Raw genomic sequence first — 14,797 nt, forward strand, 5'->3', positions numbered from 1 at the left:
TGTTTCTATGCCGCTGGAGCCAGTTTGCAGCAGGTGTAACCCGGTTGTCTATGGCGAATAGGAACTTGTGGATGGATTGACCGCCCTGGTCAGTGTGCCTACGCTGACGCCATGCGATGGAATGCACTTTTCGAAGATCTCGAGCTGCAGCTGGCTGAGGCCGGGGTCCTGGGCCTGGAGTCCGAGATTGCCGAGCGCTCCCGCGCAGACATTGCTTCCATGGCCCTGCATGAAAGGCTGCGTGGATCCCTTGGCCGCCACGTCGGCGTCCATCTGAGTTCGGGGCGGGTCCTTGCGGGCACCCTCAGCCATGCAGGATCAGAAAGCCTCGTCCTGGACGAGGAGGTGCATCAGGTGCTGATTCCGTATGCAGCCGTCGGCCACTGCACCGGACTCGGGCGGTTTGCGGTCGGCGAGGCGTCGCCCGTTCGCCGGAAGCTGGGCCTCGCCAGCGCGCTGCGGGGGCTGGCGCGGGACAGGGCGGAACTCACCGTTCTAATGGCGGGCGGGTCACCGGACGCGCAGATATCCGGCGTCATTGACAGGGTGGGGCGGGACTTTTTCGACCTCGCCATGATGCTGCCCGGCGAACCGCGCAGGGCCGGCCGTGTCGCGGATGTCGCCACTGTTCCGTTTCAGGCGCTGGGTGCCCTTCGCTCACTGCGTGCCGGGGAGCTCTGAGCGGAAAAACCTCCAGCCCTCAGCGGGACTTGGACTTGGCCTCCTGGATCATGCGGCTTGCCTCCGCATAGCGCTCTTCGATGTACTGCTCAAGCATTTTTTCTTCGACGCGCCACTGGCCGCGGCCGCCCACCTGAATGGCCTTCAGTTCGCCGCTGCGGACCAGGGCATAGGCTGCCGGCGCATTGATCTGAAGCTGCTCGGCTACGTCTGCAAGCGTTAGGAATCGGGGCATAGTCCAATTCTGCCACCGTCGGCGCCGGATGATGCCGTTATCCACAGTTTGATGTTGTTTGCCGCAATACCCTTCCGATCGAGTGGGCATGCCGTAACAATGATCATGACCGGCGCGATCAAGCGCCCACGCGTCAAGGGGGAGCAGTACGCATGAGTGCAGGCACGGCGGCCACGGGGGCCCGGTTGAAGAAGCCTTCGTGGAAAGACCCGAGGCTGCTGGTGGGTGTGCTCCTCGTCCTCGCCTCTGTAGCTGGGGTCGTTGCGCTCGTCGGCAGCGCGGACCGGACAACAGAGGTATTTGCCGCCCGCGAGGCAATCGCCGTCGGGCAGAAACTCACACCCGAAAACATCAGTCGGGTCAAGGTGCGGCTGGGCGACGTCGAAACGCATTACATCACGGCAGAGTCTGGCATTCCTGACGGCCAGGTGGCCGTCCAGCGGATCGCCAAGGACCAGTTGGTTCCCCGTGCAAGCCTGGGCAGCGTCGATGCCCTGGACAGAAAGCCGGTAGCCGTCACTGTCCAGGAGGCCCTGCCCGAGCAGGCGGTGGCCGGCACCCGCGTCGACGTCTGGGTCTCCTTACCTGACGCGCGAAACGGTTTTGCCGAGCCCCGACTGCTGCTGCCCGGCGCGGAAATCGCCGAGGTCGCAGAAGGATCCACGGCACTTGGTGCGTCGAAGTCCACGGTCCTCATGGTTTTGGTGGGCGACGGCCAGATGGCATCCCTCCTGGGCGCGCAGGCCAACGAGGCGAAAATCTCCGTGGTCTGGAATCCCGGCGGGACCGCCAAGTGAGCATCGCGGTTGTCACCCTCGGTGAGTCGCCGGAAGACCTGGTTGGGGGACTGGAACGGCTCCATGGTCCGGTAACAGTCGTCCGGCGCTGTACGGAGCTTGCAGAACTGATGGCGGCCTGCCAGAGCGGGCTGGCCCGGGCAGCTGTTGTTGCCGAGGGCAGTCCCGGTCTGACTGCCTCGCTGGTGGACAGGCTCGCCGCCGTGGGCGTAGCAATCATCGCCCTGACCGACAACCCCGAAGAGTGGCTGAGGCTTCGCGGCATCGGAGTGACGCCGGCGCCTTCGACAGTGGAATCCACAGCCCTTGCCGAGAGCATCGCTGACGCCGTCAGCAGGCACGCAGGCGCCGGTCCGGCGGGGCTGAATCCCGGGACCGGGCCGCGCTACGGCATGGGCTTCGCCGAAACCGGTGCGGCCCTGCGCCCGGAGACTGTCGACGTCGACCCGGCGCCGGAGCCGGAGCTGGTCGGGACAGGCAAAATCCTGGCGGTGTGGGGGCCGGCCGGCTCACCAGGCCGAACGCTGGTTGCTGTCAACATCGCCGGGGAGCTTGCCGCGGAGGGCAAGTCTGTCCTGCTGGTCGACGCCGACAGCTACGGGGCCAGCGTTGCCGGTGTCCTTGGGCTCCTCGACGAAGCGGCAGGTTTCGCGCAGGCCTGCCGGCTGGCTGACCAGGGCATCCTGGACCGGGAAGCACTGCTGCGCGTCGCCGTCCCGGTCTCTGCCACGGCAGGGACCTTCCGGGTTCTGACCGGCATCACCCGGGCCGACCGGTGGACCGAGCTTCGGACGGCCGCGCTGACGCTCGTCCTGGAGCGCGCGCGCGAGGTGGCTGACGTCATCGTCGTCGACACCGGCTTTTGCCTGGAGGCTGATGAGGAACTGAGCTTCGACACCATGGCACCACGCCGAAACGCCGCAACGCTTCGGAGTCTTGAAATGGCCGATACGGTTTTTGCCGTTGGCTCAGCGGATCCGGTCGGCGTTCCCCGCCTTGTCAGGGGGCTGGCGGAACTCGAAGGTACAGTGCCGGGAGTGAGTCCGGAGGTGGTGCTTAACAAAGTGCGGGCCTCGGCGGTGGGCCGTTCCCCCGAACGCCAACTCCGCGAGGCGTGGGACCGGTTCGGCCCCTCTGCGGTCATCAACTCCTTCCTTCCCTGGGACCCCGGCGCCGCCGACGCGGCGCTGCTGTCCGGGTCTTTGTTGCTGGAATCCGCTCCGGAATCCCGCCTGCGGGCCGCCATCGCAAAATTGGTTTGTGCACCTGTCCAGCAAAAACGCCGATCCTCTGTGTTCTCATCCACAGCAGGGCGAAAGCGGACGGGCTAGGCTCACGGTGAGGGCTGCAAGGAAGCAGCCGCAAACTGTGTGATGGAGGCGTGTGTCGATGTCGTCTGGGTCCAGCGTGGAGGATCAGTCCCGTTCAATCGGAGCCGAGGAAGGCTTCTTTGCGGACTACTACGAGCATCTGGCGGAGGAGGACGCGCGCGCTTACCCGCATGAGCTGCTGACGGCCCGGGCTGAGACCCACCGTGCCGTCGGTTTTGAGCGCCGGCCGGGCACTGCCAACATTTCCATCGTCCCTGACAGCGACCGGAGTGTCGTGTATATCGTCACCGACGACATGCCATTTCTGGTGGATTCAGTCAACGCCGAGCTGGTCCGGCAGAATTCGGCCATCCACCTCGTGCTGCACCCGATGTTCGTTGTCACGCGAAACCGCGAAAGCAATGAGCTCGTCAAGGTCGACAGGGTCCCGTCCAACATCGGCATCTCAAGCGGCGATACCGCGGCGCTGCCGGTCCTGTCCCACCTGATTGCCCAGGGCGATAACGCGTCCCACATGGAGTCCTGGATTGCCGTCGAGATAGGCCGTGCCAGTGACGAAGCCGCAGCGCAGCTGCACAAAGGGCTGGAACGGGTCCTCGGTGACGTCAGGGCCGCCGTCGAGGACTGGCCAAAAATGCGCAACAAGGCGCTGCAGATTGCCCAGGAACTGGACAAGGTAGCGCACCCGACGCAGATTGCAGAGCTGCGCCAGGCCCAGGATTTGCTGCGCTGGCTCGACGAGGGCAACTTCACGTTCCTTGGCTACCGGGAGTATGACCTCGTCAACGAAGACAACGAGGATGTCCTGGAGCTGCGCGAGGACAGCGGACTCGGCCTGCTGCGTGCGCACCACGACACCCATCAGGTGCAGCACCTTACCGACGCCGGAAGGCGCAAGGCCCGGGAAAAGCGGGCCCTGGTGGTCACCAAAGCCAATTCCCGCTCAACGGTGCACCGGCCTGCATACCTGGACTACATCGGCGTGAAGAGCTTTGATGCCGCGGGCAACGTCAACGGTGAACAGCGTTTCATCGGACTGTTTGCCACCAGCGCGTACACCGACTCCGTGCGCAATATCCCGATTGTCCGGGAAAAGGTCGATGCCGTGCTCCGCAGCGCCGGTTTTCCGCCAGACTCACACTCCGGCAAGGATCTGCTGGGCATCCTGGAAACGTACCCTCGCGACGAGCTCTTCCAAATCGAAGTTCCCGACCTCGCCGCCACGGCAATGGGCATCCAGCGGCTGCAGGAACGGCGCCGGACTCGGCTCTTCCTCCGGCCGGATATCTACGGCCGGTTCATGTCCGCCGTCGTCTACCTCCCCCGCGACCGGTACACCACCAATGTGCGGCTGCGGATCGAGCAGGAACTTCGCGAGACCTTCCACGCGGAGTCCATTGACTACGAGGCGCGGATGACGGAATCGGCCCTCGCCCGCCTGTTCTTCCGGATCCGCCTGCCCAAGGGCGCAGACGTCAGCCACGTCAACACCGACGCACTGGAAAAGCGGCTCGTCCGGGCCGCCCGTTCCTGGAGCGAGGGGATCGCCGAAGTACTTCGTGAGCGGAGCGCGGACGACGGCGCCAACGAACTGGCGACCATCTGGGCCGAGGCTTTCCCGGCAAGCTACCGCGTCGACTACGAAATTGAAGACGCTCTGGAAGACATTGCCCGGTTTGAACAGTATGGTGCCGCGGCCGAGCGCAAGGTTGGCGCCAGGCAGGAGCGGCCCGGTGTCCACGTTTACCTTCCCGAAGGTGCCGGCGCCACCCTCGAGGAGGACGCCAGGGTCAAGCTCTACATGCTGGAGCCGAAGAGCCTGAGCCAGATCCTTCCCTATTTCCATAACCTGGGGCTGGAGGTGCTGGACGAGCGGCCCTTCGAGATCGAGACCGCCGACCGCCGGGACTTCTTCCTCTACGACCTCGGACTGAAATACCCGGCCGGGGTGGACCCGGTGTCCACCGGCCGGCTGCTGGCGGACTCCTTCGGTGCGGCCGTGTCCGGCGCGGTGGAATCGGACAGCTTCGACCGGCTGGTGCTCCGCGAGGGCATGACGTGGCGGCAGGTCATCGTGCTGCGGGCCTACGCGAAGTACATGCGGCAAATGGGAAACACCAACTCATTTGAGTTCATGGCCGACACCCTGCTGGCCAATCCCGAGGTCACCCTCGGACTTATTGCGCTGTTCGAAGCGCGCTTCGACCCCAGACTCCCCGAGGCCGAGCGGGAACAGAAGCAGGCGGCGGTCCGTGCCCAGCTGGCGGCGTCGATCGACGATGTTGCCACCCTGGACGCCGACCGCGTGGTGCGGACGTTCACGAACCTGATCGAATCAACCCTGCGCACCAACTTCTACCAGGACAAGCCGCACCTGAGCTTCAAGCTGAACCCTTCAGCCATCGAGGGCCTGCCGTTCCCCCGGCCCATGTTTGAAATCTGGGTTTACTCTCCCCGGGTTGAAGGCGTTCACCTGCGCTTCGGCAAGGTGGCCCGCGGCGGTCTCCGCTGGTCGGACCGGCGGGAAGACTTCCGCACCGAGATCCTGGGGCTCGTCAAGGCGCAGACGGTCAAGAACGCCGTGATCGTTCCAACCGGTGCGAAGGGCGGGTTCTTCGCCAAGCGGCTACCGGATCCCGCCAAGGACAGGTCCGCCTGGATGACGGAGGGCATCGAAAGCTACAAGACGTTTATCCGCGGCCTGCTGGACATCACGGACAACCTGGTGACGGGCGCCGACGGCGAACGCCTTGTCCCCCCGTCGAGCGTGGTGCGGCACGACGGCGACGACTCGTACCTGGTGGTCGCGGCGGACAAGGGCACGGCTGCCTTCTCAGACATTGCGAACGGACTGGCTGCGGACTACGGATTCTGGCTGGGCGACGCCTTCGCCTCCGGCGGTTCGGTGGGCTACGACCACAAGGCCATGGGTATCACCGCCCGAGGCGCCTGGGAGTCGGTCAAGCGGCACTTCAGCGAGCTGGACCTGGACACCCAGTCCGAGCCCTTCACCGTGGTCGGCGTCGGTGACATGTCCGGGGACGTCTTCGGCAACGGCATGCTGCTGTCCAAGCACATCCGCCTGCTCGCAGCGTTCGACCACCGGCACATTTTCCTCGATCCGAACCCGGACGAGGCCACCTCCTTCACGGAACGGCAGCGGCTGTTCGAGCTGCCCCGGTCGTCGTGGGACGACTACGACAAGAGCCTGATCAGCGACGGCGGCGGGGTCTACCCGAGGCAGGCGAAATCCATTCCGGTCTCGCCGCAGGTCCGCTCCGCGCTGGGGCTGCCCGAGGACACGACCCAGCTCAGCCCACCCGAACTCCTGCGCGCCATCCTGCTCGCGCCCGCTGACCTGCTCTACAACGGCGGCATCGGTACCTATGTGAAGGCCAGTACCGAGACGCACGCCATGGTGGGCGACAAGTCCAACGATGCCATCCGGGTGGACGGCCGCGACCTTCGCGTCAAGGTGGTGGGCGAGGGCGGAAACCTCGGCATGACACAGCGGGGCCGTATCGAAGCGGCGCTCCAGGGCGTCATCCTGAACACCGATGCCATCGACAACTCCGCCGGCGTCGACTGCTCCGACCACGAGGTCAACATCAAGATCTTCGTGGACAGGATGGTGGCTGCCGGCAAGCTCGACGCCGCCGAACGCTCAGACTTCCTGGCGTCGATGACCGAGGAAGTAGCGCGGCTTGTCCTTGAGGACAACATCGACCAGAACATCCTGCTCCTGAACGACCGCCAGAAAGTCGCCGAATGGAGCCCGAGCTATGAGCGTCTGATGGACTGGCTGGAGAAGACGGCGGACCTGAACCGCGACCTCGAGGCGCTGCCGTCCACCGATGTGATTCGTGAACGGCTGGAGCAGGGGCAGGGCCTCACGTCCCCCGAGCTGTCGGTGCTGGCCGCCTACGCCAAGATCGAACTGGCGACGGCCCTGCGTGACAGCGATTTGGCCGACGACCCGTGGTTCCGCGGGACGCTCCGGCGGTACTTCCCGGTGCAGCTCCGGGAAAAGTTCGACGCCGACCTGGACAGTCACCCGCTGCGCCGGGAAATCATCGCAACGGTCGTGGCCAACGACATGATCAACCTGGGCGGCATCACCTTTGCGTTCAGGACCATGGAGGAGACCTCGGCGAGCGAGGTGGCTGTGGCCAAGGCGTTCGTGGCGCTGCGGGAAATCTACGAACTCGACGTCATGGTGTCCGAGCTCAACGATCTTCCGGCGTCATTCCCCACTGAGCACTGGAGCACGGTCCATCTCGATATCCGTCGCCTGCTGGACCGTGCGGTGCGATGGGTCCTAGCCCAGGGCAGCGCCTCGCGGCCGATCGCCGACATCGTCGCCGAGTTCCAGCCGCCCATGGAACCCATGCGAGCCCGGCTGCTGGAGTACCTGCGCGGTGACGACCGTGAGCGTGTGGCCTCCTGGCTTGAGAAGGCGCGCTCCTGGGGTCTCCCCGAGGACCTGGGCCACCGCTGGGCCGAGCTGTTCGAGAGCTTTGTCCTGCTGGACATCGCGAAAATCGCGCACAGCCGCAAGGACCCGGTGGAGGACATCGCCAACGTCTACTACACGGTGTTCAACCGGTTCCATGCGGACTCCCTGCTTGAGCGGATCAGTTCCCTCCCGCGGAAGGACCGCTGGCAGGCCCTGGCCCGGGCCGCGCTGCGCGACGACCTCTACTCGACCATTTCGGACATGACGACGGCGGTCCTGGACTCTACAGATGAAGGAGCGTCGGCGGGGGACAGGCTCAAGGCGTGGGAGCAGTTGAACGCTGAACACCTGGGCCGGGCGAAGAGCATGTTTGATGAGGTCAATGCCCTCGAAGCGGACGACATGGCCTCGCTCTCGGTAGCATTGAGGCTCTTGAGGTCAATCGTCCGACGCTAGGACACCGGTCCCGCCGTCGAAAAACTGGAGGTGCAGTGGCAATCTTTACGGACCCCATCAGGGAACACGCTGATTTTGGGCCGGGGGATGCCGAATGGCTGCACCTCCTGGTGGGCGACTGGCAGATGGTGGCCGATCTCGCGTTTGCCGACCTGGCCCTGTGGTTTCCCCATCCGGAGCACGGCTACGTTGCCCTGGCACACGTCCGGCCCTCCACGACGCACACGGTGTTCCACGCCGACTTCGTCGGGGAGGGTATCCGGTCGGACCTGCAGCCGCTGGTGGACAAGGCGTGGGAAAGCCGCACCATCGAGCGTTCCAGTGAGACGAACTGGAGCAGCGACATGGCACTGCGGGTCGAGGCCGTCCCGATGGTCAGGAACGGCCGGACACTCGCGGTGGTCACCTCCCACATGGACCTCTCCAGTTCGCGGATGCCGTCCAGGCTGGAGCTGACCTACCGGCAGTGTGCCTACGACTTGCTGCGCATGGGCACACTGGGGCTCTGGCCGGACTTCGCCTCGCCGACCGGTTCCCGCCGCGGCGCCCCGCGCGTGGGCGACGGCCTGATCCGCCTCGACGCCGAGGGCATCGTGCAGTACGCCAGCCCGAACGGTGTTTCGGCGTTCCGGCGCCTCGGCGACGGCGAGTCCCTCGAGGGGCGCTCGCTGGCCGAGGTCACGGCTGGCCTGCTCAGAGACCGCCGCATGGTGGACGAGACGCTTCCGCTCGTTGTCACCGGGCGGATGCCGTGGCGCAGTGAGATCGAATCCCGCGGCGTGAGCCTGTCCCTGCGCGCCATTCCGCTCCGTGACGAGCAGCATCGGTTCGGCGCGCTGGTCCTGTGCCGTGACGTGTCCGAACTGCGGCGCCGTGAGATGGAACTCGTCACAAAGGATGCCACGATCCGGGAAATCCACCACCGCGTCAAGAACAATCTGCAGACCGTTGCTGCGCTGCTGCGTATGCAGTCCCGCCGCATGGTCAGTGACGAAGCCAAGCAGGGGCTGGAGCAGGCCATGCGGCGCGTGGCAACGATTGCCCTGGTCCACGAGACCCTGTCGCAGGGCCTGACCCAAAGCGTCGATTTCGATGAACTCATCGGGCGCCAGTTCCGCCTTTCCGCAGAAGTGGCCTCACCGTCCCAGCAGGTCCGCACTCAGCGGTCAGGGCTGTTCGGCGAGCTTCCCAGCGACTTCGCGACGCCGCTGGCGCTCGTGATCAACGAGCTCGTCACCAATGCCGTCGAGCACGGACTGGAGGGACGCACCGGCACGGTGTGGCTGCTCGCCGACCGCTCGGAAGGCGACGACGGCGAGGAACTGCTCACCGTCACCGTGGCGGACGACGGCGTTGGCCTGCCGGAAACGCCGCACGTGGAGGGCCTCGGGCTGCAGATTGTCCGGACGCTGGTCACGAGCGAACTCGGCGGCACCATCCAGTGGAAGCCCCGGGAAGGGGGCGGCACCGCGGTGCAGATTGTCCTGAGCCTGGCGAGCCGCTGACATGAGAAAGGCGACGGCCGCGGACCCATGGTCCGCGGCCGTCGCCTTTTCGGTGGCGCGCTGTTGCTTTGGCGCCTTTGTTTGCTTTCGTGTGGCGCTAGGAAGCGCGACGGGCCCTGGCGGCCCGGCGCTTGAGGGCACGCCGCTCGTCTTCGCTCATGCCGCCCCAGACGCCGGCATCCTGGCCGGACTCCAATGCCCACTGCAGGCAGGTGTCAACGACCGGGCACCGGCGGCAGACGCTCTTGGCCTCTTCGATCTGCAGCAGCGCGGGGCCGGTATTGCCCACGGGGAAAAACAGCTCCGGGTCCTTGTCGAGGCAGGCCGCGCGATTACGCCAATCCATGCTGATCAGTCACTCCATTCCTGGGAAGTCAATACCCTTTGTGAAAATATTCACTAGGGCTTACAAAGGAAAGGGGCCCTGCAGGGCCCCCTTGGTCATCTGGATCAAGCGTTTCATGTTAACGCTGTGTAAACAAGGGGTAGTGGACCACGAAATCCCCAAGAAACGTGAGCGATGCATCACATCGGCGGGCTACCCCGCCGCGTGTCGACTATCTCGGGTAGTGTGCCAGTGTGTCAAGACCCCCTAAAGATCCGTCCGGCCCGCTCGCGGGCGCCGGAGACAGCTTCCCGGAGGACCGGGACGCAAGCGGAACCACGCCATCGCCGTCCGCCCGGCCCCGGGCCATCCCGGTAATTTCCGGAATAGTCGCAGCGGAGGCGACGGCCCTGCTGGCAGCCGCCGGCTGGTACGGTTTCCAGCTTGCCGGCGGGGCGCCCGTCATGTCGTTTTGGGGCGCGGTCTTCACCCTCGGCCTGCTGCTGGCCTTTTCCTCGTGGCTGTATGCAGTCGCCGTATTTCTGTTCCGTGGCTTCCGCTGGCCGCGGGCCGGGGCGCTCGTGGCCCAGCTGTTCGTGCTGACCATTGGCTTTCCCACACTTACGGGCGGGCTCCCGATAGCCGGGGTGGCGATGCTGATTCCTGCCGCCGCGGCCATCGTCCTGCTGTTCGACAAGCGTGTGATTCGCTTCGCCTCCCGCGCCGCTTCCGATCCGCCGGCACTCTAACGCCTGCTGACATCCTCGCCTGTGGCCAGTTGAACCGGCAGGGCCGTGCCGTCTGCCACGAGCAGGGCGCGTCCCGGCGGCGGATGGGAGTCAGGCTCAATCCGTAGCCCAAAGATGTCGCCATCGAGCGGGCTGCGGGGTGCAATCAGGATGCCCCTGCCGCAATTGCGGGCTGCCAGCGCCAGCGGGACGCGCTGTATCAGTGACTGGCTGAACCCGGCTGAAAAGATCACTGTCCAGCCGCGCATGTTCAGCTCCACGAGTTGCTGCTGGGCCGCGGCAGGCAGCGTGTCGGCATCATCGACCTGGAGTATGCGGTCCATTGGCACGTGCCCCTCCGCGGCATCCCGGTGGACATCACTCCAAAAGTCGGCGGGACTGTTCTGCCGTCCGGGATGCAGCCACCCGGACACCCAAGGGTTAAGGGTCCGGACGGAACGCATGAACGTTGACTTGCCCGAACCGATGCTTCCCAGCACGGCCAGGACAGAGCCTTGCGGCAGGCACGCGGCGGCAGGGCCTGGTTCGTCCCCGCCCACGCCGACGACCAGCCGGGCGGCTGCTGCGCCTGCCGGATGAGCCGCCTGGCCTGCCGGATGGGCCGCTGCGCGAAGAGAGCCGGATGGCGGGACGGCTGCTGCTGATTCGGTTCCGGGCATTCGGCCCAATACTTCGGCCACCGTGAGCCGCGCCGGAAGGGGATCCACCCGGAAAGGCTTCACCCGAACTGGACCCTGCACCGGTCCGCCTGGAGCGGTGGCCTTTTTGGTGGTAGCGGCGCCTCCGCAGGCATAGAGCTGGCAGACCGCCTGGCGCCCGGCAGACAGGGCGCCGGATGCCACTGCCCGTCCCGTAACCGGCGGCAGGTCTGGCATCCTGGGCCACGCCAGCCGGCTCTCGGCGCTGACGTCCCGCGGGAAGTGGATGCGGTTGGGGATGGCCGGAAAGAACCGCGACGTCACGAGTTCGCGGTCGCCGGTTATGACGACGGTAATTCCGGCGGGACGGCCGTCCCGGACGATGTCCTGGACATGGTCTTCGGCCCGGGTCAACGGACCGGAGCGGAGGGCTGATAGCCACGAGCCCCACCCTGAAATCACCAGCACCAGCGGCGTGCCCGGGGCTGCCGGGAGCCGGCTTAGCCGCTGCGACATCTCCGCTGCCAGCCGATCCAGGAGGCGCACGCCGCGGCGGAGGTCGTGGAGGTTCACCACGGAGCCCGTTCGGTGAGACCCCGCCACATCTGCCAGGAGCCCGTCCGCATCGAGGACATAGAGGTGGCATTCGGTGGGATGGGCCAGCAGCTGTTGCATAACCGCCGACATGGCGTCGGTGGCGTCACCGGATCCTGCGCCGATCAGCGCCAGGTGCCCGTGGACCCCGGGCCGCCACGTGAGGCCGGCAAGCCGCTGTTCGTCAGGCAGATCGAGTAAACCCAGCCCCACAGCCCATTCCTCGGCTGCTTGCGCTACGGTACCGGGCCGGAAGGGGCCGTCTCCGCTGGCTGCAGCCACGTCCGCCTGACTTGCCAGCACGTCCGGCAGCGGCGGAGCCACCGGGCGGCGTGGCGTGGAGCCGTCCATTCCGGCCCACAGCGAGGCAGCCAGCTCCACCACGGAACTGGCGGCCTCCGACGGCGTTGCCGGCGGAAGACTGTTGCCGGTGACAGATGGGAGCGCCTGCAGTGCTTCCGTGGTCTTCAGCACCCTGACGCGGCAAGCCGCAGGGTCCTTGCCGGCGACGAAAATTGATGCCGACTGGAACTCCTGGGCAGCTTCGGCTCCGCGGGCGAGGTAGGCGCGCCCGGGCCGGTTGACGGGTATCGCTGAGGCTGCGTTGGTCCCGATCACATCGGCCGATTCGTGGGCGGACTGCACACGGAGGGCGATGTTCGTGGTGACGTTGGCCCGGATGTCTGCCGTGAGAGCCCCCTGCGGGCGCTGCGTCGCCATGATCAGATGGATGCCCAGGGAGCGGCCAATGGCCGCGATCCTCATGAGCTCGGTCAGGGTTTCCGGAGCTTCCTCGACCAGCATCCGGAACTCGTCGATGATGAGGATCAGCTGAGGGAGTGGCGGTCCGCCGGCTGGGAAGAGGCGATAGGCGGCGAGGTCGGGGACGTCGGCGGCGGCCAGCAGTCCTTCACGCCTGCGGACTTCTGCCCGCAGTGACACAATCGTGCGCTCCAGCTGGTTGCTGGCGAGGTCCGTCAGCATGCCGACACAGTGCGGGATGTCCGTCAATGGGCCCAGCCCGGACCCGCCCTTGAAGTCGAAAAAGAGGACATTGACGCGGTCGGGCGGGTAGCACAGAGCGATACCCGCGGTGATCGTCCGAAGCAGCTCGGATTTTCCGGAGCCCGTGGTGCCTGCAACGAGGACATGCGGCCCATCGGACTCCAGATCGAGCACACACACGCCCCCGGCAGTGCGGCCCAGGGGAACAGCGAGTCCTGGCTTTAGCCTGCCTGTCTCCCAGCGCTTCGCGGTCGCGCGGGCCGAATGGTCGAGGAGATCGGTGAGCCGGCAACTGGCAGGGGTGGAATGACCGCCGCCCGGCACATCTATGCAGCTCTGTCGGTATGTTCGGCAGTAGCGATCGAAAACGCCGGAGGGCACCAGGTCTGCAACGAAGCGTTTATACGAGTCCCGCGACCGAAAAATGGCCCGGCGCTCGCCGAGGTCAATGTCGGTCTCCGCTGGCTCCCGTCCCAGGCGTGCAAGGTGGACCACGCGCCAGCCCAGGCCCCGTGCAGTCGCGACGAGGCTGGCCTCCTCGGTTCCGTCGTCCCCCGGGCCGAAGACCAGAAGGATGCGGCCCCCACCCCTCCCGCTGGACGTTTCCGTCAAGGCCGCAATGGTGTCTGAAATCCGTGAATGGAGTGAGACGCCGGGAAGAAACCGCGCCGCGAGCGGCAGGACTGTGGCTGGTCCGTGAATCACGATGCGGGTACCCCGGGCCAGCGGATACCCGGTGAGCTGCAGGATGAATGAGCGGGCCAGACCTTGCACCTCTGCTTCCGGCCCCCGGATGGAAACGACCCCCAGGGCCGGGTCAAGAAGCAGTGGCACAGCACCGAGGCCGGGGAGTTTGCAGCCCGGCTGGTCCGGTTCCACGCGTATGTTGGCTAGTTGATCGGACAGCCCAAGCCTGAGCCAGACACCCGGCGCAGGTGCGGGCCCCGGCTCTCTCGAGTACTTCGACTTTTCCGCTGCGGCGCCCTGATCGGTGCCGGCAGGGCTCCGTGCGGGTAACGCAGCGCCCAGCGCAAGCACAGCGGCAGAGGGTGCGGACCGCCGTCGACGCTCCAGATCCTGCGCAGCAGCCGCAGCGACCGCCGATCGGAATTCACGGCGCTGCCGGGCGCCCGAGACCAGAGGGACCAGGAGCGTCACGGCCGACACGGCCGTGAAGGCCAGAAACATCCACGACCCAGTCATCAGGGCCAGGCCCACACCAATGAACACGGGGAGCGCCGCCCCGAGAACCAATATGGACCGGCTCGCCGGCGACGCCGGGCGCGACACGGTCAGGGGCTCGGCCACAGAGGACCCGGCAAAGCCAAGGTCGGCGCCCCGGGCCGGCGGCGGGGCAGCGAGCACGACCGACATGGCCGAATTGCCGCAGCGGATACGGGAACCGATGGTGACGGCGGTTCTCCGAACCCGATTGCCGTCAACCTCAGTGCCGTTGATGCTGCCAAGGTCCACCAGCGTCAGGGCAGTATCGGAAACCTCAATTCTCGCGTGCTCACGCGATAGGTCGGCATCCGGAATGGTCAGGTCGGCATTAGTCCTGCCGATCAGGTAGCTTCCCCGGCGCAGCGGAAGAACTGAGCCTGCGGCGGGGCCGCTGTCCACTGCCAGAAGCACGGCGGCAGGAAGTTCGCCGGCAATTCCGGCCACGCCGGCGTCAATGGGGCCGTCCACCAGGACAGCCCCGCTGACCAGGGGCGCCCTGCCGACGGTCAGCCCGCTGAGCGGCAGGCCGGCCACCGTCAGCTCACGCGTCTGGAAGCTGCGGGAGAGCTCTGCATCCAGCTCTGCCCCCGGGCATCCGTCCGGAACCGACACCGTCAGCTCGACCGGCCCGGCAGCGGATCCGGGGCCGGTGGATTCCGGCCCGGCAGCGGGTCCTGGCCCGCGGGATCCGGCGCCTGGGGCGCGGACAAGAGTGCATTGCAGCTGCACCGCAGACCTCCGTTCTTCGGAAAAACCTGGGCACCACGCTAGTGCCGGCGCCGCCGGATTTGATCCGGTGAA

9 protein-coding genes are annotated in these 14,797 nt (G+C 66.3%); 6 read left to right on the forward strand and 3 right to left on the reverse strand.

Features of this window, described 5'->3' with window-relative positions:
• Positions 1 to 111 precede the first annotated feature (111 nt).
• Complete coding sequence (locus AC1DFE_RS01430) at positions 112 to 681, forward strand: hypothetical protein (RefSeq protein ID WP_476904141.1); 570 nt, start codon at positions 112 to 114, stop codon at positions 679 to 681.
• A 19-nt stretch (positions 682 to 700) separates the two neighbouring features.
• On the opposite strand, the gene AC1DFE_RS01435 is transcribed toward AC1DFE_RS01430, so the two are convergent.
• Positions 701 to 916 (reverse strand): helix-turn-helix domain-containing protein, encoded by a 216-nt coding sequence (locus AC1DFE_RS01435; RefSeq protein ID WP_066432775.1) that lies wholly within the window; start codon positions 914 to 916, stop codon positions 701 to 703.
• 152 nt (positions 917 to 1,068) lie between these two features.
• On the opposite strand from AC1DFE_RS01435, the gene AC1DFE_RS01440 reads away from it, so the two are divergent.
• Genes AC1DFE_RS01440 through AC1DFE_RS01455 form a run of 4 tightly spaced genes read left to right on the forward strand, consistent with a single transcriptional unit; the run spans position 1,069 to position 9,461 of the window.
• Positions 1,069 to 1,713, forward strand: a complete 645-nt coding sequence (locus AC1DFE_RS01440) for an SAF domain-containing protein (protein WP_476904142.1) — start codon at positions 1,069 to 1,071, stop codon at positions 1,711 to 1,713.
• Entirely contained in the window at positions 1,710 to 3,044 is a 1,335-nt protein-coding gene (locus AC1DFE_RS01445) for a CpaE/TadZ family protein (RefSeq protein ID WP_476904143.1), read from the forward strand. The genes AC1DFE_RS01440 and AC1DFE_RS01445 overlap by 4 nt, the downstream gene beginning before the upstream one ends.
• Positions 3,045 to 3,102: 58 nt before the next feature.
• Positions 3,103 to 7,956, forward strand: coding sequence for an NAD-glutamate dehydrogenase (locus AC1DFE_RS01450; protein WP_476904374.1), 4,854 nt, complete (start codon positions 3,103 to 3,105; stop codon positions 7,954 to 7,956).
• A gap of 35 nt (positions 7,957 to 7,991) precedes the next feature.
• A complete protein-coding gene (locus tag AC1DFE_RS01455) occupies positions 7,992 to 9,461 on the forward strand; it encodes a sensor histidine kinase (protein ID WP_476904144.1) in 1,470 nt (489 codons plus the stop codon).
• Between the two features lie 97 nt (positions 9,462 to 9,558).
• Here AC1DFE_RS01455 and AC1DFE_RS01460 read toward each other — a convergent pair whose 3' ends face one another.
• Positions 9,559 to 9,807 (reverse strand): WhiB family transcriptional regulator, encoded by a 249-nt coding sequence (locus AC1DFE_RS01460; protein WP_003804966.1) that lies wholly within the window; start codon positions 9,805 to 9,807, stop codon positions 9,559 to 9,561.
• 233 nt (positions 9,808 to 10,040) lie between these two features.
• Here AC1DFE_RS01460 and AC1DFE_RS01465 point away from each other — a divergent pair, with 233 nt between their 5' ends.
• Positions 10,041 to 10,535, forward strand: coding sequence for a hypothetical protein (locus AC1DFE_RS01465; protein WP_476904145.1), 495 nt, complete (start codon positions 10,041 to 10,043; stop codon positions 10,533 to 10,535).
• Here the strand turns inward: AC1DFE_RS01465 and AC1DFE_RS01470 are convergent.
• Positions 10,532 to 14,725, reverse strand: a complete 4,194-nt coding sequence (locus AC1DFE_RS01470) for an FtsK/SpoIIIE domain-containing protein (protein ID WP_476904146.1) — start codon at positions 14,723 to 14,725, stop codon at positions 10,532 to 10,534. The two genes, AC1DFE_RS01465 and AC1DFE_RS01470, sit on opposite strands and share 4 nt — an antisense overlap.
• Positions 14,726 to 14,797: the final 72 nt, after the last annotated feature.

The organism is Arthrobacter sp. 05T423 (assembly GCF_056396245.1).